Here is a 20,549-nt window from a genome sequence, read left to right as displayed (position 1 = left end):
TTAAAACTCGCTTATTAAGCTGAAATTTTAAATTTAATTCAAAAGACTATACCTCGGTATAGTCTTTTTATTCGCAAGTGATGGGTTACTTTTTATTTATTGTGCTTTGGTAAAACTGATCAATCGCATCCACCATTTGCGATAAACCCGGTTGTTCTAAAGGGTAATGCCCTGCATTTTCCAACATCACAGTTTTAACAGGCACCTTATGGATGCGGCTTAGAAAAGGTGTACTTAAATCCAGCGGAGTCCAACGGTCTTGGGCAGGTTGAGTCAATAAAATTGGACTCACATCAAAATCTTCAGCTGTTACCTCTGGTTTATAGTGAATATATGAATCTAAAAAGGCCAATGAAACAGCGTTACCCGCTGAGGTTTTATCTTTCATAAAGACCTTTAAAGCTGCTTTGTTATTCACTAAAGTGCTCATTTTACTGGCCCAGCTCATCGGAAAACGCATTGAAGCCAATGGTGTCTTTGCACTCCAATGTGCTAAAGGCGTACCGACACGGCTCATAAATAAGTTACTTGCAACCGTGTCTTTCACCACTTGGTTACTTGTATCAAGAAAGGTCATTCCCACAATGGCTTTTACTTTCTTATTTTTAGCTGCAACATGGTATGTCAACATTCCACCAGCACTCAAACCATAAAGTACAATTGGGCGATTATCTTTGGCCAATTCAAGATCAATTAGGTCGCTGCCTGCCTGTACCCAATCTTCATATCGAATCAAGTTGCCTTTGCCGACTTGGGTCATACCATAACCTGGCATATCAATCGCAATGGTTTCATAACCACGATCGGCCAAAGGCTTACCGAGAATCATCGACATTTGACGACCATTGGTACCAACACCATGAAATAGAATGACTTTGATTTTTGCATTCGGATTTCGATAGGTATCTAAATGAATATTGTTGCCTTTCCATGCCCACCACTCTTCTTTTGGTAACTGTTCTTTGGCAATGTGGAACTGCTGTGGAAGGAATTGCTCAATTTGTTGCCAAGCGATTTGATTTTGATAAGTCATTGCGGAGTCTCCCATTTCTATTTCTTTGGCAAAAGAACTACCGACAGCACACATCACCAAAATGCCTACACCTAATTTTTGGATATATTGACGTACCAAACTGACCGAATTTATATATTGAATGGTATTCATATCTTGTTGTTGCCTCATATCGGATAATCAAATCCTAGGCTTTTAGCGACGATACAGCCATGCTAGATTGGGACATAGATTTTAGTATTTAGGCCAATTGATGTTTGAGTTTCAAGATTATTTACGTGCACCTTCCAGTGTGCAATTGTTACTCGAATTAGCTGAACGTCATCATCTACAGAAAAGCTTACTCTTGCTTGGAACTGGATTAAACCTGAACAGATTAAATGATGCCAACTGTGTTGTGAGCGCTGAGCAAGAAATTGCCGTGATTACAAATTTAACTCAGCACTTGGCAATCGATACAACAACTTTGGGCTTGATTGTTGGCTTCCAGCATAAATTGACCACTTATGGCATTTTGGGTTATGCACTCATGAGTAGTGCAACAGGCTTAGATGCTTTTAAATTGGCAAAACGTTATCTCCCCCTGACTTATACCTTTGTTAAAATCAGTTTCCGTCTGGAAAAACAACAGGCTATTATTCATTTTACTGAACCCGCGAGCCTCTCAATAGAATTACAGCAGTTTGTCATTGCACGTGCCATGGCAGCGACTTCAAGGGTCATTAGCGATATTTATGAAGCTTGCTTTCAGTTTGATGCCTTTCATCTTAAAAACCCTCAACCACAGCAATCTTTAGCAGAGCTTCCGCAGCATTTTTTAGCAGCACCGATTTTATTTGAGCAAAAAAGCAATGAATTAAAGTTCGATGCTGCTCAATTAAATCAACCACTACCGCATGCCAATGCGAATACTGCGGCCATGTGCGAACGTTTATGTTCGGAACTGATTAGTCAACGGCATACCACTTTGACCACTACCATGATTGTCCATGACTTTTTAAGCAATGCACCGTCCGGCAAGCTTCTTACCCTGCCTGACATTGCCAGCAAATTGCATATCAGTGAACGCACCTTAAAAAGGCGCTTACAAGAGGAAAACAGTTCATTTCGCTTGATTCAAAATGAAGTATTACATCAACGTGCCAATGAACTTTTATCAGGAAAGTTAAGCCTCACACAGGTCGCTGAGCAACTTGGTTTTTCTGATTTATCTACTTTTTCACAAGCTTATAAACGTTGGACTGGCGTTGCACCCAGCCAATCACTCAAAGAAAGAAAACAATCATAATATGAAATGTCGACCATCCTCAGTCCGAAAATAGATATGACTGAATTGTATAGAAAAGCATGCGAATTTCCGACCAAGTAAAATTCAGAATGGACAAAATACATGCTAATATCTAAATACTGACAATACACTATGTCAATTTATTTGGAAGGGTTCCAATATGCTAAAAACACAACAAGTTAAGATAACACAAGAATTCAATGCGCCAGTAGATAAGGTCTTTGCCGTTCTTAGTGAACATGAAAACCTCAGTAAAATCTTTGCACCTGCAAAAATTACTCGGATCAGTAATGGTAAGGATGCACGAAATGGCGTGGGTTCTGCTCGTAAACTGTCTATCCCTTTAGCCCCTTCTTTTGTTGAAACCAACTTGGTCTATCAAGAAAATGAATTGATTGAATATGCAATTACCAGTGGTATTAGTCCAATTAAAGCGCATCGAGGAATCATGAAGTTTAGTGATTTAGGCGCGAATCGCACTCGATTGGATTACACTATTAGCTTTAAAGGACGTGTTCCTTTTATTGGCCCAATTATTAAAGCAGCACTACAAAACGGGATCAATCGTGGGCTTAAAAAGCTAAAGTTTTAATGCTGCTCAGAAGCCTCTCCTTGACGGTTTATTTTACCGTCAAGGTTTTACGCTATGTTTAAAGTGAAGATGTTACGGTGCCTAGAGGTTCTTTCCGATTGACTGAATGCTCCGGCTTACGCAGTAAAATTAATGCAGAAATTGCTGCCAATAAAATCATTGGAATACTCGATGCAATCACCACAATTTCACTTTGACCTGTACCCAATAAATAACCTGCTACCAACGGGCCAGCAAAAGCACCTAAGCGTCCTACAGCAACAGCAGCCCCCACGCCTGTTCCGCGCATTTCAGTTGGATAATATTTTGCAGCTAAGGTATATAAAATCGACTGGCACCCAATCACAAACATCCCGCAACTTGTCGCAAACAAGATAAAACTCGATGCGCTATTGGAATAGGCCAAACCAATCAATGAAACCAGAATGCCCGTATAAACACTGGCAACGATAAAGAATTTATTCAGTCGATCCAACATCAAACCTAAAATTAATACCCCAATCGAACCACCCAAATTAAAACCAATCTGAATATAACTGGCTTGTTGTTTATTGAGTCCTAGTCCTGAGATTAAGGTCGGTAACCAGTTCTGAAACAATGCTAAAACCAGCAAAGTACCAAAAAAGCTGAGCCATAGCGTGGACGTCACCACAACACGTGGTTTCGCAAATAAAACGTCGATCACGCTTTGTTTCTGTGTAGTGGCCTGAGGGATTTTATTTAAATAAGCTTTTGATTCAGGTAAAAATAAAATAAGAATAGGAACCAGAATTAAGGGTGCAATCCCACCTATATAAAAGATATGACGCCATTCGTGATCTGCTGTCAAAGACAAAGCCACCACTGAGGTTAAGACACCGCCGATTGGCATACCACAATACATGGCACTGACAGCTGTTGCTTTATATTTTTCAGGTACCACTTCAGAAACCATCGTAATAACAATCGGTAAAGCTCCCCCCATACCCAAACCGGTCAGAAAACGGACTAAGAGTAAGGAGTTTAAGTCCCTAGTAAAAGGAGTGAGTAAAGACATCAGACCAAAAATGGCGATCGAAGTAATAAAGACCTTTTTACGACCTATCGAATCAGCAATTCGTCCTGCAATCAATGCGCCAGGTAATGTTCCTAACACGGCGGCACTAAATACCCATCCCATCTCGGCACTATTTAAGAACATTTCTGCTTTCATCCGCGGTGCAGCAACCCCCATAGATTGCAGATCAAATCCTTCAATAATGGCAAAAATGAAACAGAGTATGAGTGTAATCACGATTGCTTGTTTTGAAGAGCCTGTCTCTATATTGGTCTCTTTTAACATTTTTAACTTCCCTTTTTTGATTCTTCCAGTTGATCGTTCTAAAATTCCAAATATAGATTTAAATATCCTTTAAGTCGCTAAAAAGACTAGCAGAGCGTATATAGTTACGCAATATGTATTAAAATTATGCAATATGTAATTCAAACAACTTAAGGAATTTCATTTGAAATATAACAAAAAGATCATTTTTAAATCGCTATTATTGGCTCCAATTCCCTTACTTTGCTTTATGGCTGTACTATTTATCCTCATGAACAATGAATATAAATTGGGTTCAATATTTGCAGTTATTGTCGGACATCTTCTGGTTTATTTGGCTTATTGCCTTTTAACCGTTCCATTTTCATTCTTGTTCTCGCTTGTCTTAAACCGATATCAATATCTAAATTTTCTCACAATCTGCTTAGGCTCATTAGTCGTTGCGGCACCCTTTTTTATTCTTTTAGGTTGGGGACATACAGGCCAACTCCCGAAGCAATGGTGGCTGGTCTATGCTGATGTTTTTGCTTGGTTTATCGCCCTCATTCCAGCAGTCTGTTACTGGCTGATTTTAATTAATCTTAAACCCCATCAGCCAGAAAGCATTGATTTATAAAATCCTGACCAAATCAGATAAATGTTGAATGGTATGAGTCAGATCTAAGGCTAATTTGTTCGGTAGATTTTTCGGGTTATACCAACAAGTCGGGATCTGGCAAGAAGCAGCACCTTTCATATCAGCTTCAAGGCTATCCCCAATGAACAGGACTTCTTCTTTAGCGATCTGGCTTCTATGCAGACATGTTTCAAAAAAACGCTGATCTGGTTTTTCATAGCCTATGTCATCTGAAATATATAAATCAGAGAAATGTGGCAATAAACCAGCCAAGCCTAAACGTGCTTTTTGTTGACTCAATATGCTGTTTGATGCAGCAAAGAGCTTATATTTTTGACTTAAATAATCAATAGCTTCAGCAGCACCAGCTTCGAGCGTATGTTCTTTGGCTAAATTTCCCTGAAAACTATCACGGAAATGATCATGATTAAGTTCAACATTTAATGCTCGGAATAATTCTTTAAATCGATTATTAATCACATCTTGTACGGTAATTTGACCTAGCTTCTGCTTTTCCCACAAATGATGATTAATCTCTTTATAGGTTGAATAGGTCAAATCATCATGATCTAGATTAAATTCAGCAAAAGATTGAATAAATGCAGCGCGGTTAGCGACACTAAAATTCAGTAAAGTATCATCAATATCAAAGAATATAGCCTTGTACATCTGAGCAATCTTACAACCGAAGAAAATATTGAGATAATTTTATTATACCGATAGTTAAAAGAGCAAGCCGATGAGACCTGCGCAATGTTCGATATCTTGGTCTTAAATCACGCTCAATCTTTATCTCGCATCCACATCCAGAGCAATACAACCACCATACAGGCAATTAGTGGATAGACCACCCACGGATGCGGAATGGTCCAAATCATAATACCAGCAGCAATACTCATACTGACGGTCGAGATATATTTTGCTTTTTTGGGGATACGTCGGTTTTCTTGCCAATCTTGGATGATTGGACCTATTAAGCGATGGTTGAGGAACCATTGATGCAGCTTTTCAGAGCCTCGAGCGGCAAAGAACACTGCCAACAGAATGAAATCAACCGTTGGTAGGCCGGGAATAAAAATCCCAAGAATCCCTAAACCGATGCATAGCCAAGCCAGACAGATAAACAATAATCGCCACCACACTGAACGTGCTAACTTGCTAGCTGGCTGTGATGTTGGTGATAAGGTATCTGTTTTCATTTGATTATCCATGCGATTAGTGTTCCCCATATTGAATAAGCTTTTACTGCCTCAACACTTATTTCAATTCGTCGAGCTGATTCAATGCTTTACCAAAATAGCCAAAGGCATCTAGCGCACCTTGTACAACACGATCCTGAAGCACCTGATCAAAAGCAGCCTCATCAAGTGCTTCAACAAAGCGTTTCCACACTTTCGCCCGACCTTCTGGGTAAGCCGCCAGATTTCGTGCTGCAAAGTTTTCGGAGAAACCTAACTGCTTCTGCGCTTGTTTAAACAGAAATGCGGCACCTAAAGTTGAACCTTCTGACACATAGATCCAACCCAGTGCCTCAGGTAATTTAACGTCTGCACTTTGTAATGTCTGACCTGCGGGCTGAATACCCAAATCCTGCAAGTCATCGAAGGCTTGTTGAGAGCGACCACGAATTCCCAAATCTGGAATCAGTCCGGCGATCCCCTCTTGTTCAAAAAGATGCTCAATTTCCTGCTGGAAATAATATTGCGACAAGGTAAATTGCGCGTATTTCTCCTTGCTGGAGAATACATCTGCTTGCGCCATTAACTGGTGCATACGCTCATGTTCTGCCGCTGTTTCCTGCTTTAAACGCTGAGAAAGGCTATTGGCAATCATTTGCTTTGTTGCTGCGTTCATCATCATTCTCCTAAAAAAGAATAGTATTCATCGGTTAACGACTCCGACTAAGTTTGAGTTGCACGGGGAAATCCACAACAACGGCCACTGCGCGACCATTGATCTTGTAAGGTTTGAATTTGGACTGGCGAGCAGCCTGTAGAACGCGCTGATCTAGACTGCTAGTACCTGAACTTTGTTTTATTTGAATTTCGATGGGCTGACCGTTTTCATTGATACGTAGTCGTAATTCGACCACACGATTCTGTTGTTTAAGTTCCCGATCATCATAAGCAAGCTTGCCAAAGCTCAATACATCAACACTGCTGACTTGAACAGGTTCATCACGATCAACTTGGCTTTCAGGCGCACGAGCCAATTCCTGTTGTGTTGCTGCTGTATTTACCCCACCCGACTGGGATTGAAGGTGTCCAGTTTGTTGTTTCTGACTGAGCTGATTTTCGGTCAACATCTGTGATGATTGATCCGCTTGGGCATCTTGTTTCACTTTATTTTCTGAAGGTTGAGCCGCTATTGCTGCTGTAGACTTCGCGGCTAAAGTCGCAACTTTGTGGCTGCTTTGTGGCTTGCGCACTTCATGCACAGCACTCTGGCTGGTTATCACTTTTTGTTCTGTGTTTTCAATATTGGTCGGAGCAGCGCGAGTGCTTGTTTGTTTTTCTAATACGGGTATTGATGATGTTTGGGCAACTTCAACTTTTACTGTTGCTTGAGGAGATGCATGTTCTGAAGCTGATAAAGACACGAAATGAACTTTTAACGCATTCACTTTGGGTGAAGTAGCCAAAGTATAAGGCTCAATAAAATGGCTCAATGACCACAATCCAAGTAAATGTAAAACAATGACCACTGTCACAATGATTGACTTACGCTGCGAAAGTGCCCAAATCCGAATAGGTGGTCCTTTTGCACTAAAGTCACAGCGCGGATATAGGAATTTTGATTTCATCGTCATCCCCTAAAAACGGTGCTCTAGTTTTAGGCTAACATTGTGTTTGTCATAGGAATATAACCAATCCACATTACTGTTATTACGGTTATAGCGATAAGTCAGATTCGGCGTCATGCCATAGAACTTGAACCGAGGCATTTGCAACACAAAGGTGTAGTTTTGCTCAAAATCTTGACGACGTGTCTCAAATGCTGCCACGTAACGATCAAACTGTCGCCAACGATAGGAACTGAACAAGGTGGTATTAAAGCCAACATTCCATGGTTTACTCAGACCTAAACGAACACCTTGCTGTTGATAGGCTGCCATGTATTTTTCTTGGGTATCATGATCCAAGACATCCACACCACCAAACAGAGTCCATTGTTCAGGTAAAATTTTCCAAAAGGTCAGCATGGCTGAACTTTCTTTACCATCTAAAGTTTTATATGTTTGATAATTTAAATCCTTGATTTCAGCTTCAAGCTTGAGTGCTTTATCAGCAGAAATGAACCGCATCCATTCTGCACGCGCGCCCCAAGCATTGTACAAACCATCATTGGCATAACGTTTATGCTCAAATAGCGGTGCAATGGTGATTTGGTTTTTTAAATCAAAAAAACTATAGCCTGCATTGATATTGAGGGTGGATTCATTAAAGTCAGCATGATCGTCATAAGACTGTCCATAAGCCAAGCCACGTAAAGAAATCCCATGATTGCCATAGACAGAAAAGCGTTTCATTAAACTGGCTTCATAGTCCACACCCGTTGCCGACTCAGCTTTAGGACTTCCACGGGTAATCTCCTGAATGGGGACCACATTGCCTTTTTGGTCAATGCCATACAGCATCCAAGTTTTACTTTGCTCAGAAGAACTATTCAGATTTGTGGCATAGGATGGGCCAATCGCAACACTGCCTTGCCATGAATCCCGCTGATCGAGTGCTTTCACAAACAGATTAACCGTTTGTTCTACTTCTGGCGGTATCACCGCAGGATCACTCTGTCCTAGTTTGCTCTGAATTGATGTAAAAAGGCGTGCTGCTTGTTTGTTCTTCTGCTGTTCAAACAGCACGCGCGCTAACTCTAGTTCACAAATAAGATTATTCGGTTGTTTATTGAGACTGCTTTGAAATTTTTGCTCGGCTAATTTGAGCTGTCCTTGAGCACGTGCTAAAGCACCTTCGGCAAAATCAGTTAAAGCTTGGTCATAGCCATCATATTGTTGGTAATGCTTTAAATAAACCGCAGCATTGCCCCATTGTTTTTGCATAACCGCCAAATATAAAGCTTTTGCGAGGTCATCTTGTTTTTTTTCAACTTCAAATACTTGACCATTAATCACAATATTAGGGAGTTCATCGGTGCTGCGAATTGCCCCTTGTTGCTGTAGTTGATGCTGTTGTTGTAATAAATTCTGATCTAAGCTTTGATTCAGGCGAAGTTGAGTTTCATCATCTGCATAAAGTGATGAATTCGCCAATACAACCAGACAGCACAGCAATGTTCTTTTCATAAAAAACCGCAAAACAAAAAATAAAATCATCAAGCCATAAACAAGAAAAAGGAATCTACAGTTGTAGATTCCTTTTGCCATAATTAATTTTTCGCACCACCAAATGCGGTGTTATATGTAACATTATCAAACTGGGCAATACCTGCCAAAGCTGTAGCATTGGCACCAAAGAAGTGTCCTTGAACAATACCTGAATCATTTACCCCAGCCGTACCATTTGCGATTGCAAATCCACTAAATGCAGCTGTGCCTGGATTGAATATCACTTCATCCAGAGTTAACTTTGAAACGGTTGTACCCGCGCCAGTTAATGAACCATCTAAAGTACCTGCACCGAAGTTTGCGGTGAAATCACCACTTAACAGATTGGTTGCTGAACCATTAATCCCGGCAACAGTATAGGTCGCCGTACCAGCAGTTGGTATGGTGGTATTGGTATTGTCACCCGCATAATAAACGGTATGGCTCGTACCTGTTGGTGTATCATTTTGATTCCACCACTCACCGAAATAAACTTCCTGCGTGCCCACCTGACCAAAATTTAAATTACCTAAAGAACTATGTGAAGGCGGCATGGCATTCATTGGAATATGTGAGACATTAAATGTTTTATTACCAATCGTTATATCCGTATTTTTTGTTCCCAGAAATTGAACCGCTTGAGCTAAACCCTTAAGTGAACTAAAACCTGTAAATGCATTATATGGTGTACCTGCTGCCATTACAGAAATAGCTACTGCACCACCGGGATGACTTGTATTTGCTGCAGCACCGACTTTGATATTCCCTTCATTACTTGAAGCACCATCAATACCTGCATGTGTTAATACAGCAGAACATGCAACTAGACCAATGAACAGTTGAGAGATTTTCATTTATTGTTACTCCATTTTTCTAAAGCTAAGTTATTGTTTCAATAATAAAGATAACGGTATCGCCATCTATTTAGTTATGGGAACAGCAAGATCTATAACTGCTCCTAATTTTGTAAATAATAATCATTCAACATTATTATTTACCTTTATCTAATCCCGACTAATTTGAACGTTGGAATTAAATTCTGTGTTAAAACTTGGTGGTCCAGCTGACTTTCAAAGTACGACCTGGTGCAGCCATTGCACTTCGGGTTAAAGGATCAATATAGAACTGGTTCGAAAGGTTATTACCAACAAACTCAACCGTATTGTAGGTATCGACTTGATAGCGTGCATAGGCATCAAAAATCCAAGTATCGTCCCAAGCGAGAGGCACATTGAGGTAATAGCCTTTATTGATACCCGCATCATTATTTTTACGTAATGGACTTTCATAGCCTTTGTAGAAAGTTGCTCGTGCACCAAGCTCTAGTCTTTCATCTAGAAAACGCGCGCCCAATAAAGCATGTGCGCTGAGTTCGGGTGTGGACATCGTCACCAGATAGCCGTTCGGAAAACCATCATCGACGCAACGTCGATACGCATCACGGAATTGAATGCCTTGATCTGTTTGTACTGTGCCACTGTTAATCATTTTATTAATGGCACTATTGCTATCACAGACTTCATTCTTCAGGTTATAAGCCAAACTAAGATCGCTAAAGAATTCACCATTATCAAAACGGCTTTGTAATTCAAGACCTGAAAGTTTTTGCTCATCCATATTGGTAAAAATCAGATTCTGATTTCGCTCAATCACATTTTTGGTTTTATTGTAGTAATACGCCAACTTAATATCGGCATTACGCGCTGAGCTTAACCAGTTACGCATGTCATAGACATAACCGACTTCATAATTAAAAGCATGTTCGGGTTTAATTGCTTGATATGGCATCATCGCTGAGAAACCAACCGTACTTTCAAATAAGCTTGGTAAGCGATATTCCTCAGCATAACGAGCATAGAGTCGATTATTATCGGTCAAATGAATGGATGCACTAAGTTGAGGCGCCCAACCGCTATCTTTAACTTTCTGAACAGATTCAATCGGAACTTGTTCAATTACAGCAGGACTTAAATTACCACTACCAATAATCACATATTTTTGCTTTAGAGCATTGAGTTGATCCAATACATTATCAGTTAAATTCAGATGACCATTTTCATCTGCTTTCCAGTTGAGTGTATTTCTCTGTGACCAGATTCGACTATATAATGCATTTTCTGATGCGGGAACATTTTCGAGGCGACCATCCCAATCTGGATTACTTGCTGCATAACGTTGCGATAATAAATTAATCATACGCTGCTCTAAAGCAGTATAACTTTCTGGCATGGTTTGGTATTCAAAGCTATATTCTTTCAGTTTGCTTTTCTTGGTAAACAATGGGTTTAATGCTGGATCAACGCCATCTCTGATCGATTTATTTAAAAAGTCATCAAAGGCCCAATAAGAGCGATAACGCATACCCGCATCAAAGCTTAACCAAGAAGCCGGTCGATAGTTAAAATTAAAATCAAAGGTCTTTTCTTCACGACGCCCCGCACGAGGTAAAGCCTGAAATAGGCTATACATTGGCCCATATTCACCATACACATCGTCAGAGGTCAGTTTTTCTTTTAAAAAGCTTCCACCCAAAGTGAGATCGAGTTGATCCATTAATTTGGCTTTATTGCTGATACTAATGCCTTGACGTCGGTTATCGGAATGACTGATTGCGGTATTTAGAATACGATTGTCTCTAAAATCAATATCAGTTGGCCAACCACCGCGTGTATAGGTCTGGCTTTCGGTATCGGTTTGCCAAATATTGCTATAGAAATCAATCCACTGATTATTCTCAGGTTTATATTTGTATTCTAAGCTATAGGCTTTAGACCGAATGTTGCTGAGCGGCCACTGCGGTACCCCAATATCAGGTGTTAGCCCCCATTCAATCCTTGAGGGCATGATTTCACCAAATCTATTTTTGGTGTCTCGATAAGTGAATTTCAGCGCTTGATCATCGCTAGGCCGATAGCCAGCTTTAAACAACCAAGATTCCATTTGGCTTGAGGTATTGGGTACTTCATCACCTGGCTTATAAGAGTGAGCAAAATAAGGAATAAAATCAAGACTATTACTTGGCTCAGCCCGTTTGTAATAGCCAGCGCCATGTGTACCTGAAAAATAGTTACCACGTTCCCGAACAGCGTAAACAGCCAATAAATCAAATTTATCCTGTTTCATTGCCAATGCCAGTCGGCCCGCTAAATCATCGCCAGAGAAGTTGGAGTTATCATTTCGGGTTCGGTTTTTCTTATAAATATCGGGATCATACTTTTTGCCATTCACATTATCCCAAGGCTTCGTATCATTATAATTCTTGCCGACTTTACTCATGTCAGGTAACGAAGGATCAATGGCGTTGGTAGAGCCTTCCACTTTTAATTCTGCGCCAAAGGTTTTACCTGGACGAACAATATCATCCGCTTCTAAGGTCTTGACCACGACACCACCACCGACTGAGGTTGTGGTGTTACGCTCTAGTGATGGCCCCTTAATAACTTCGATACCTGCAATCAGATTGGGATCAATATAATTCCGGTTATTCACGCCATTATAGCCACGCCATACTGCAATCGACTGTTCTGTTCCATCAATGGTCAGCGGTACTCGCCCAACACCTTGCACCCCGCGAACACTCGGATCTAATGCTCCACTATTTCGAGCATCACCGCTATAAACACCAACCATACCTTGAAAGACATCAGCAGGATTGGTGCCTTTAAAGCGTTCAATATAATCTTTTCCTGCATAGACTGAAGACCGATTGGCATCATAAACTCTGTTGCTGCCTTGAGCATCACGATCTTCTTGACCATAGACCACCATTGGCGTCAAACGAACAGAGATTTCGTCATCTTGAATTGGTGTCGAAGATGTATGATTCATTGCAGTTACTGGTGCACTTGCAGGTGCATTACTATTTTTAACTGTCTTTTTTACCAGTGTATAGCCTTGCCCGACTTTGACTGCATAGAATGCCGAGGATGCTAAAATATGCTGAAAACCTTGCTCTAATGCATAGCTGCCTTTTAATCCTGAACTGTATTGCCCTTTTAATTGCTGCGCATCAATGGCAATTGAAGTCCCCGATTGTTCAGCAAACTGATTCAGTACATTGGCCAAAGTTCCTGCAGGAATGCTATAAGATTTTGCCGCAACGGTTTCCGCATAAGCATGTTGCATGGGTAAAGCTAAACTCGCAATACACGCTGTATGTACAGCAAATGCGAGCGTTGAAAATCGAAATAAGTTCCGACTTCGCATTTGACCATCTCCGACTTTCTTCATTTTTGCCCGCCCCAGTAAATGTAAATAAGAATCATTAAATCTATTGAAATAAAATGATCCCAAATTTATTGCTTCTACTTACTATGACGAACAGCTTTAAAAAAAGTGGAACCTAAATAATAAAAAAATTTAAATTTTTTTAATCCAGAACATAAAAAAAGATGACTTTTCTTTATTTTTTTAATGAAATAACAATGAGATAAGGTGTAATTTGATAAACCTTTAAATTTGGAAAAACGGTTGCCAATAATTTGAGTGCATCCTGTGTCTGATCCAAGGGCAAAACGGCATTCACTTGGATATGACTTAAAGCTTCAGCATTAAATAGGATTTTACCTTTATAATTTTGGTCTAATTCTTTTAACACCTGATCGAGTGGTAAATCCTCTACCATCAATTGATGTTTATTCCACTTTTGCTGTTCATTATAAATATTGAGTGCTGAAATTGGCTGCACTCCATTCTGATTCATACTCACAGCTTGCCCTGCACTGACAATCACTTGCTGTTTGGAATACACATTTTCTGCTTGCACACGTACCCGAGAATGTAACATTTTTAATGCTGTTGCAGATGGTGTATAGCTCACACTAAAGGCTGTCCCAAGTGCCTGAATCTGCCCATGTTTGGTTTTAACTAAAAATGGACGCTGTGGGTCTTTAGCGACATCTACATAAATTTGTCCCTGCATCAACTCCACAACGCGTTGATTGGCTTGGAAATCGATATTGACTGCACTTTTGCCACGCAGGATTAAACGGGAACCATCTTGCAAGGTTTTTGTAGTCCATTGTGCTGAATCACCTTGTATATCAGCGGTTAGATAAGCAATAGAGTTATTGGATAGATAAAAAACACTGCCACTAATTACAAATAATGCAATCACAAAAGCACTACCTGCACGCAGATGTTTATAGGCTTTCGCTGAGCCTAATCCTGCTTTAAGTGCCGATTTCACAACTTTTTTATGCTGTGTGGTTTGAGATACTTTTTGGATTGATCGAATACACTGCTCGATATCAGCTGCAATTTTTTGATGCTGCTGACTATTCTGTTTCCATTGATTAAACTTTAATTGCGCATTTTTTCGGGTCGATTCATCATCTGAGCTTAGCTGCACAATCCATAATGCAGCCTCTTCAACCAACTGATGATGTTCTTGTTTATCGATCGCCATTAAAGATGGATATCCATTTCAAACCGACTCATGTAGCAACGCGTCAGACAACTTGCAAGATATTTCTGAATCATTTTGGTTGAAACACCCAACTGTTCTGCTGTTTCTTTATGGGTATAACCTTCTAGATAATGCAAGATAAATGCTTGTTGTGCTTTAGCAGAGACATCTTCCAATGCTTTACACATTTGATCGAGTGCTTGAATAATATGCATTTGCTCTTCGGGTGAAGCCACACCATCCAGCATATACTCCATTTGGCTTAAACCATCCAAATAGGCTTGTTCAATTTTCTTACGACGTACCTGATCGATGAGTAAGTTTTTGGCAATCGAGGTGAGATAAGCACGTGGTTCTTTAATCCCAAAAAGTTCATCACGTGTTTGCAACAATTTTATAAAGGTATCTTGTACCAAGTCCGCAGCTTGATCGGTATTACCTAATTTTTGTCTCAGCCATTGATGAAGCCAACCTCTATGGTTTCTGTATAACTGATCTACAAGCATAGGGGTTTTGTTCACGATCATCTGACTCAAAACAAGGTGTGCTTAAATGATAATAATTATCATTTATAAAATCAAGAAAGAATCGCACAAACTTTAGTTGACTGTTATTTTTATAAGCACAAGTTGAATATTCCACAGCTATTAGAATGCAGAAATAAGTTATTGATTTAACAATTCTTCTATCCACAAAATCAGTTCATTCATATGCCGATTTCTACGCTTTAATTGTTCTTTGTCTGGAATGTAATAACACAATTCAGCTCGCACAGCATCTGTTGGTAACGGTTTTAGCAATTTCGAATGGATTAATCGACTAACCAGTGTGGTTGAACAAAATACTAACCCATCACTTGCAAGTGCCTCTTGGATACCAAAAATTTCTTGGTCAAAGTACTGCACAGTTATGTTTTTTCCCTCAAAAGTATTTTTCTCAAGCCATGTTTGCAATGGCGGTTTAGGCAAATTCTTATTTTTCCATTCGGTGTTAAACAGCGTAATAGACTGTTTAGCCCAATTCTCTCTAAATAGCCCAGCCGCTGCAAATACATTAAATGATTCATATTTAATAATGTCTGATACAGCAATGGATGAAACGGCACCATAGCGAATTGGTAGCGCATATAGATGATTTTCCAGACTTTCTCCAGTAGAGATTTCGATGGAAATCTCTGGATACTTTTCAGCAAATGCCTGCATGGCTGGAATCAAAACCATTGCTGCCAAGGATGACGTTGTGGTGATCTTAATCACTCGGCTGGCGGTACTCACCTCTTCCAAAGCATCTTCAATAATACGAAATCCATTTGATATTGCACTCGCTAATCTTTCACCGGTCTCGGTTAAGCTGATTTTTCGAACCTGCCGATAAAACAAATCAACATTTAAACGGCTTTCCAAATTGCTGACATGATGAGAAATTGCCGTAGCTGTGAGTGATAATTCCTCCGCAGCCAATTTAAAGCTGCCTAAACGAGCAGCAGATTCAAATGCCTTTAATGCTTGTAAAGAAACTTGCATTTTCAACACTCCATAAATAAGTTTTATAGATGAATTTAACTCATTCATAACTGTAATTTACTGATTTGTCCAGCCTGCAACGACCTCTTAAGATGAGTTTATCTTATAATTTATAGAGTGACCGATCATGACAACCCTATTACATATTGATGCCAGTGTTCGAGCAACATTCAATCCGAATTCAAGTCATAATTCCATTTCCAAAAATATCGCGAAACGCTTTATTAATACTTTACAACAGCAACAAGCAATAGATGAGTATATTTATCGTGATGTAGGCATGAATCCACCCGCTTTTATTAATCAAGACTGGATTGGTGCTGTATTTACCCCAGAAGAAAAAAGAACAACTGAGCAGAAGGAAATCTTAGCTTTATCTGACCAACTGATTGCCGAAGTTGCAGCAGCCGATCTCATCGTGATTTCTTCACCGATGTATAACTATGGTATGCCTGCACAATTAAAAGCATGGTTTGATCAAATCATCCGTATCAATAAAACGTTTGATTTTGATCTTGCCCGTGGAGACTTTCCACTCCAACCCTTACTGTCAGGTAAACGTCTGGTCATCATTACCTCAAGTGGAGAATTTGGTTTTGACGCCAATGGGATTCGTGCTAATCAAGGTCATCTCGTCCCACATTTGCGAACCTTAAGTAAATATTTAGGGGTTGAGCATATTGATGAAATTGCATCTGAATATCAGGAATTTGCAGATATTCGACATCAAAAATCTTTAGACAATGCATTGAATCAAGCAGAAATACTCGCAACAGAATTAGCACTTTCTCAGCAACAAAACAGCGCGTTGCATGTGGAATATGATTAATATCGCCATCTAAAATTACTAGAAGATCAATATATTAAGTTTATGGATAGCGTGATTCTTACCGGTCACTTTATCCATTTTCTCTTTAACTGTTTTACAGATGAAAAATTCATGATTTAGCTTCTAAAGCATCAATCATCGCAAATGCGGTAACACGTGCAGAAAATGGGTTCTGACCTGTAATCAGGTTCGTATCACGCACGACATTGGGTAGAAAAGGAATGAATTTTCTTTCATAGAGCGCACCACGCTGTTTTGCCAGTTCTTCAGCGTTATAAGGCACTTTCTTTGCCACACCAGCCAATACCTCTTCACACCATGCAAAGCCTGTAAGCTTTTTCCCTTGAATTAAATATTGTCCATTTGATAACTGAACATTGAATAATCCACAATAACCATGACAGACACTGGCAACAACGCCACCATGTTCATAAATATTTTTGGTGATGTTCTGCAATTCGGCATTGTCTAAAAAATCCCACATTACCCCATGCCCACCTGTGTAATAGATTGCGTCATAATCTTGCCAATTAATCTCAGATGGCTTTTTGGTGGTTTCCAATAACTGCATAAAAACGGGATCATTTTTACGTTTAAGCACAGAAGCATCGGCAACAAAACGCTCTAATGATTTAGGTTCTATTGGCGAATGTCCACCGTTTGGGCTGACAATATCTTGAAGATAATGTTGCTTTTCAAATTCATCATAGGCATGCGTCAGTTCTCCCAACCATAACCCTGTTGGACGATCAATACCCTCATATTTAGAGACGTTGGTTACCACATGGAGAATACGTTTTGACATCTTACACCTCTACTTTTTGATTTATTTTTAATCTTGCTTTTGCATCACTATAAGCTTAAAGTTTACTTTAATGTCAAGAGAAAATCAGTAAAATGAATATCAGTGAATTATCTAAACAAAGTGGTTTAAGCACCCCAACGATTCGTTATTATGAGCAAATCAAGTTGTTACCGAAAGCTAAACGCAAATCAAATGGCTATCGGGAATATAGTGAAAACGATCTCAAACAGCTATTCCTGATCCAACAAGCACAGCAAGTTGGTTTTTCTCTGACAGAAATTAAAGCGTTCTTACCATCGAATGTCTCTTCATGGAATCATGACATTCTCATTGGCTTGCTCGAAAGCAAGATCAAAGATATTGAAGAACTAGAGCAAAAACTGGCAGTGAGTAAGCAAAATCTGCAAATGATGATCGTGGCGATCAATAGCAAACCAGATGAAATTACCTGCGAAGAAAATGCGCAACGTTTGCTCAATCTGTACTATACCAACGACAAAGTCTAATACGCCAGTTATCAATTTTTAAGCCCTAATCACAACGACAATTGATAAAGAAATGCGCACAAGTACTTGACCTTAAACCTCACTTTAAGCATAGCATCAATCTCAGGTATCAAATGAGGAACCTGTCATGTTTAAAGTTTGGAACTTTGCAAAGTGGTTGATTGGCATTTTTATGCTCGTATTCATCAGTAATATGACCTATGCAACCGAAGCTGCTCAACAACATATACAAGCTAAGCCAAAAGGCAAAATTGTAGTGGTGATGACCAACCACTCAGCTTATCCAACTCGATCAGATACGACAGGATTGTGGCTGACTGAACTCACCCATTTTTATGATGTCGCGCAAGCGGCTGGCTATGACATGGATTTTGTCAGTCCGCAAGGTGGTGCTGTACCGCTAGATGAACGTAGTCTTAAGCCGATTTATGTTGATCAATCAGCAAAAAAACACTTGGCTGATCCTCAATTCATGCAACGCTTAAATAATACCCTGACGCCTAAAGCTATTGATCCTTCTCATTACAAAGCAGTTTATTACACAGGTGGTCATGGCACCATGTGGGATTTTCCCAACAACCAAGCGCTTAAGAATATTAGTGAAAAAATTTACCAGCAAGGTGGCATCATATCTGCAGTTTGTCATGGTGTTGGAGGATTATTGCCACTACAAGATACGACTGGCAAAGCACTCATTGCAGGTCGAACTGTTACAGGTTTTGCCAATATTGAAGAGACCCTGTCGGGGATTAAGTCCCAAGTTCCGTTCTCGTTGCAAGATGGATTGGTACAACGAGGAGCAACATACAAACAAGCTTTTCTTCCATTTACTTCTTTTGTAATCGCTGATGATCGGATTATCACTGGACAAAATCCACAATCCAGTAAAGAAATTGCAGTCGCTGTTGTCGAACGGTTAAAAACCTTGAATTAAAAACTGTAATGAAAAGCTAGTTCAAAAGAGCTGGCTTTTTTATCATATTAAATTGATCCAAAACCCTCTTTATTGCCCTCGATTGAATATCTGATCTACTCAACTTCCTCTGTTGATTGATTTTCTTCCTTTAAAACACTTGACCTTAAAGTGAGCTTTAATCTTAGCATTTGTTTTAGGTTAATAGGAGGAACATGATCATGTTCAATAATTTTGCTTTAACTCGTAACATCGTTACGATATCCATCAGCTTCTTACTCGGTACAGCAAGTTATGCAACTGAGGCTCCAATCAATACCACCACAAGCGATCTTACTGCTCCAAATACAAAGACGACTGTCGTTGAGTTTGGTCCCTATAAAGTCAATGTGCCGAAAGGCGGCTATTATGATCGTTTCCGTATGAATCCAGACTTAGATGAAGTAGCCAAAGACCCTGCAGCAGGCAATATTGATTACTTCCGTAGTATTCCTAAAAAGCTGGTTGATACCCGAGTAGGTCAAGTCTGGTCACCGAATTTCTATTATCGAACCAGTAATGTTCAAGTATTGATGTTAGCGCCTATTGCAAAATTAAAAGCTAAACTCCCCGCTCCACTTGAACCTTTACAGCCGCTCCCTGGGTATGGCTTAGTTTCATTGACTTTCTTCTCTTATGCCGTGGGTGATGTCGATCCCTATGATGAGGTCTCTGTTGCCATTGTTGTTCGTCAGCCCGATGCACATCACTTTAATAGCACTGAATTACTGAGTTCCATGCGTAAGCACCAATATTATGGACATGTGCTTGCTTTACCCGTAAATACTGAAATTGCCCGTGTTCGTGGGGTTTATGGTTATCAATTACCCAAATGGTTAACACCAATAGATATGAAAATTGGTAACCACGACCTACAAGCCCATATTTTTAATACCGATGGCAAGCCTGATTTAAGTCTGACAGCTCCTCTGCCTAAGATTAAAACAGTTAAACCACAATCACGAATTGAAACCAAAACCATGTATCAGTTAGTTGATGGTAAATGGCACAGCACCTCTGTGGAATCGAATACGCTTGCATTTGGGCAGAAGATATTTCCTAAAAATGTGCAGCTTATTCGAACTGGTGGCCCACTGAGCAAATTACTGGATGACTTAGATGCAAACAAGATCTTACGTTTAGATGTTGTAAAAGATGCGCAATTGGCACTCAATATGCCCGTTCCTTTTCCTACGTTGGATAAAGCTAAAGAGAATACAAAATAGATGTATAAGAAAAAATCCGCTTTCTAAATAAAGCGGATTTTTTATGGTCAGAAATCACTTTTTCCTTTCCAATATTTTTAATCACTTGCCTATAAAAAAGCCAATGACAGTTTTTCTGCAATTGGCTGTTGTTCAATCTATTACCTAGATATTGGCAACTTGTTGCTCA

20 protein-coding genes are annotated in these 20,549 nt (G+C 39.7%); 7 read left to right on the top strand and 13 right to left on the bottom strand.

Going from position 1 to position 20,549, the window contains the following annotated elements; translation table 11 throughout:
• Positions 1-85: 85 nt before the first annotated feature.
• Positions 86-1,165: an alpha/beta fold hydrolase gene (locus A7P55_RS15785; protein WP_171553270.1), complete on the bottom strand. Its 1,080-nt coding sequence runs from the start codon at positions 1,163-1,165 to the stop codon at positions 86-88.
• A 100-nt stretch (positions 1,166-1,265) separates the two neighbouring features.
• Here A7P55_RS15785 and A7P55_RS15780 point away from each other — a divergent pair, with 100 nt between their 5' ends.
• On the top strand, positions 1,266-2,300 hold the full coding sequence (locus tag A7P55_RS15780) for an AraC family transcriptional regulator (protein ID WP_171552832.1): 1,035 nt from the start codon (positions 1,266-1,268) through the stop codon (positions 2,298-2,300).
• 160 nt (positions 2,301-2,460) lie between these two features.
• On the top strand, positions 2,461-2,892 hold the full coding sequence (locus A7P55_RS15775; protein ID WP_171552831.1) for an SRPBCC family protein: 432 nt from the start codon (positions 2,461-2,463) through the stop codon (positions 2,890-2,892).
• A gap of 58 nt (positions 2,893-2,950) precedes the next feature.
• Here A7P55_RS15775 and mhpT read toward each other — a convergent pair whose 3' ends face one another.
• On the bottom strand, positions 2,951-4,213 hold the full coding sequence (gene mhpT / locus A7P55_RS15770) for a 3-(3-hydroxy-phenyl)propionate transporter MhpT (RefSeq protein ID WP_171552830.1): 1,263 nt from the start codon (positions 4,211-4,213) through the stop codon (positions 2,951-2,953).
• Positions 4,214-4,376: 163 nt separating this feature from the next.
• On the opposite strand from mhpT, the gene A7P55_RS15765 reads away from it, so the two are divergent.
• Positions 4,377-4,808: a hypothetical protein gene (locus A7P55_RS15765; RefSeq protein WP_171552829.1), complete on the top strand. Its 432-nt coding sequence runs from the start codon at positions 4,377-4,379 to the stop codon at positions 4,806-4,808.
• On the opposite strand, the gene A7P55_RS15760 is transcribed toward A7P55_RS15765, so the two are convergent.
• From A7P55_RS15760 to A7P55_RS15715, 10 genes are all read right to left on the bottom strand, one after another.
• Positions 4,803-5,477 carry a YjjG family noncanonical pyrimidine nucleotidase gene (locus A7P55_RS15760; RefSeq protein ID WP_171552828.1) on the bottom strand — a complete coding sequence of 225 codons (675 nt, stop codon included), beginning with the start codon at positions 5,475-5,477 and terminating at the stop codon, positions 4,803-4,805. The genes A7P55_RS15765 and A7P55_RS15760 overlap by 6 nt on opposite strands.
• Before the next feature lie 113 nt (positions 5,478-5,590).
• Positions 5,591-6,037 (bottom strand): YbaN family protein, encoded by a 447-nt coding sequence (locus A7P55_RS15755; protein ID WP_171552827.1) that lies wholly within the window; start codon positions 6,035-6,037, stop codon positions 5,591-5,593.
• Between the two features lie 28 nt (positions 6,038-6,065).
• Positions 6,066-6,665: a biliverdin-producing heme oxygenase gene (locus A7P55_RS15750; protein ID WP_171552826.1), complete on the bottom strand. Its 600-nt coding sequence runs from the start codon at positions 6,663-6,665 to the stop codon at positions 6,066-6,068.
• Between the two features lie 31 nt (positions 6,666-6,696).
• Entirely contained in the window at positions 6,697-7,611 is a 915-nt protein-coding gene (locus A7P55_RS15745) for an energy transducer TonB (RefSeq protein WP_171552825.1), read from the bottom strand.
• Positions 7,612-7,620: 9 nt separating this feature from the next.
• Positions 7,621-9,087 carry a surface lipoprotein assembly modifier gene (locus tag A7P55_RS15740; protein WP_171553269.1) on the bottom strand — a complete coding sequence of 489 codons (1,467 nt, stop codon included), beginning with the start codon at positions 9,085-9,087 and terminating at the stop codon, positions 7,621-7,623.
• Between the two features lie 107 nt (positions 9,088-9,194).
• Positions 9,195-9,986, bottom strand: coding sequence for a Slam-dependent surface lipoprotein (locus A7P55_RS15735; protein ID WP_171552824.1), 792 nt, complete (start codon positions 9,984-9,986; stop codon positions 9,195-9,197).
• A gap of 190 nt (positions 9,987-10,176) precedes the next feature.
• Positions 10,177-13,362 carry a TonB-dependent receptor gene (locus tag A7P55_RS15730; protein ID WP_289847048.1) on the bottom strand — a complete coding sequence of 1,062 codons (3,186 nt, stop codon included), beginning with the start codon at positions 13,360-13,362 and terminating at the stop codon, positions 10,177-10,179.
• A gap of 172 nt (positions 13,363-13,534) precedes the next feature.
• The gene (locus tag A7P55_RS15725; RefSeq protein WP_171552823.1) at positions 13,535-14,539 is read right to left on the bottom strand and encodes a FecR domain-containing protein; all 1,005 of its coding nucleotides are present in this window, start codon (positions 14,537-14,539) and stop codon (positions 13,535-13,537) included.
• Positions 14,539-15,060, bottom strand: coding sequence for a sigma-70 family RNA polymerase sigma factor (locus A7P55_RS15720; protein ID WP_171552822.1), 522 nt, complete (start codon positions 15,058-15,060; stop codon positions 14,539-14,541). The genes A7P55_RS15725 and A7P55_RS15720 overlap by 1 nt, the downstream gene beginning before the upstream one ends.
• A gap of 144 nt (positions 15,061-15,204) precedes the next feature.
• Entirely contained in the window at positions 15,205-16,062 is an 858-nt protein-coding gene (locus A7P55_RS15715) for a LysR family transcriptional regulator (RefSeq protein WP_171553267.1), read from the bottom strand.
• 127 nt (positions 16,063-16,189) lie between these two features.
• On the opposite strand from A7P55_RS15715, the gene A7P55_RS15710 reads away from it, so the two are divergent.
• Entirely contained in the window at positions 16,190-16,891 is a 702-nt protein-coding gene (locus tag A7P55_RS15710; RefSeq protein WP_171552821.1) for an NAD(P)H-dependent oxidoreductase, read from the top strand.
• 109 nt (positions 16,892-17,000) lie between these two features.
• Here the strand turns inward: A7P55_RS15710 and A7P55_RS15705 are convergent, their stop codons facing one another.
• The gene (locus tag A7P55_RS15705; RefSeq protein ID WP_171552820.1) at positions 17,001-17,696 is read right to left on the bottom strand and encodes a type 1 glutamine amidotransferase domain-containing protein; all 696 of its coding nucleotides are present in this window, start codon (positions 17,694-17,696) and stop codon (positions 17,001-17,003) included.
• Between the two features lie 92 nt (positions 17,697-17,788).
• On the opposite strand from A7P55_RS15705, the gene A7P55_RS15700 reads away from it, so the two are divergent.
• The 3 genes from A7P55_RS15700 (at position 17,789) to A7P55_RS15690 (ending at position 20,380) form a co-directional block, all read left to right on the top strand.
• Positions 17,789-18,202 (top strand): MerR family transcriptional regulator, encoded by a 414-nt coding sequence (locus tag A7P55_RS15700; protein ID WP_005188404.1) that lies wholly within the window; start codon positions 17,789-17,791, stop codon positions 18,200-18,202.
• A gap of 127 nt (positions 18,203-18,329) precedes the next feature.
• Positions 18,330-19,136, top strand: a complete 807-nt coding sequence (locus A7P55_RS15695) for a type 1 glutamine amidotransferase domain-containing protein (protein ID WP_171552819.1) — start codon at positions 18,330-18,332, stop codon at positions 19,134-19,136.
• Between the two features lie 200 nt (positions 19,137-19,336).
• On the top strand, positions 19,337-20,380 hold the full coding sequence (locus A7P55_RS15690) for an acetoacetate decarboxylase (RefSeq protein WP_171552818.1): 1,044 nt from the start codon (positions 19,337-19,339) through the stop codon (positions 20,378-20,380).
• Positions 20,381-20,549 lie beyond the last annotated feature (169 nt).

This window comes from Acinetobacter sp. Ac_5812 (assembly GCF_013072695.1).
Lineage (GTDB): Bacteria > Pseudomonadota > Gammaproteobacteria > Pseudomonadales > Moraxellaceae > Acinetobacter.
Note: the sequence above shows the minus strand (reverse complement) of the source record. Positions and strands in the feature narration are given on the sequence as shown.

What these genes read in the sequence shown, in the direction of transcription:
- A7P55_RS15725 (WP_171552823.1), bottom strand. Translation starts at nt 14,539, where the DNA reads ATGGCGATCGATAAACAAGAACATCATCAGTTGGTTGAAGAGGCTGCA.
- A7P55_RS15735 (WP_171552824.1), bottom strand. Translation starts at nt 9,986, where the DNA reads ATGAAAATCTCTCAACTGTTCATTGGTCTAGTTGCATGTTCTGCTGTA.
- A7P55_RS15690 (WP_171552818.1), top strand. Translation starts at nt 19,337, where the DNA reads ATGTTCAATAATTTTGCTTTAACTCGTAACATCGTTACGATATCCATC.
- A7P55_RS15710 (WP_171552821.1), top strand. Translation starts at nt 16,190, where the DNA reads ATGACAACCCTATTACATATTGATGCCAGTGTTCGAGCAACATTCAAT.
- A7P55_RS15730 (WP_289847048.1), bottom strand. Translation starts at nt 13,362, where the DNA reads ATGAAGAAAGTCGGAGATGGTCAAATGCGAAGTCGGAACTTATTTCGA.
- A7P55_RS15760 (WP_171552828.1), bottom strand. Translation starts at nt 5,477, where the DNA reads ATGTACAAGGCTATATTCTTTGATATTGATGATACTTTACTGAATTTT.
- A7P55_RS15695 (WP_171552819.1), top strand. Translation starts at nt 18,330, where the DNA reads ATGTTTAAAGTTTGGAACTTTGCAAAGTGGTTGATTGGCATTTTTATG.
- A7P55_RS15715 (WP_171553267.1), bottom strand. Translation starts at nt 16,062, where the DNA reads ATGCAAGTTTCTTTACAAGCATTAAAGGCATTTGAATCTGCTGCTCGT.
- A7P55_RS15775 (WP_171552831.1), top strand. Translation starts at nt 2,461, where the DNA reads ATGCTAAAAACACAACAAGTTAAGATAACACAAGAATTCAATGCGCCA.
- A7P55_RS15785 (WP_171553270.1), bottom strand. Translation starts at nt 1,165, where the DNA reads ATGAATACCATTCAATATATAAATTCGGTCAGTTTGGTACGTCAATAT.
- A7P55_RS15745 (WP_171552825.1), bottom strand. Translation starts at nt 7,611, where the DNA reads ATGAAATCAAAATTCCTATATCCGCGCTGTGACTTTAGTGCAAAAGGA.
- A7P55_RS15750 (WP_171552826.1), bottom strand. Translation starts at nt 6,665, where the DNA reads ATGATGAACGCAGCAACAAAGCAAATGATTGCCAATAGCCTTTCTCAG.
- mhpT (WP_171552830.1), bottom strand. Translation starts at nt 4,213, where the DNA reads ATGTTAAAAGAGACCAATATAGAGACAGGCTCTTCAAAACAAGCAATC.
- A7P55_RS15705 (WP_171552820.1), bottom strand. Translation starts at nt 17,696, where the DNA reads ATGTCAAAACGTATTCTCCATGTGGTAACCAACGTCTCTAAATATGAG.
- A7P55_RS15700 (WP_005188404.1), top strand. Translation starts at nt 17,789, where the DNA reads ATGAATATCAGTGAATTATCTAAACAAAGTGGTTTAAGCACCCCAACG.
- A7P55_RS15755 (WP_171552827.1), bottom strand. Translation starts at nt 6,037, where the DNA reads ATGGGGAACACTAATCGCATGGATAATCAAATGAAAACAGATACCTTA.
- A7P55_RS15780 (WP_171552832.1), top strand. Translation starts at nt 1,266, where the DNA reads ATGTTTGAGTTTCAAGATTATTTACGTGCACCTTCCAGTGTGCAATTG.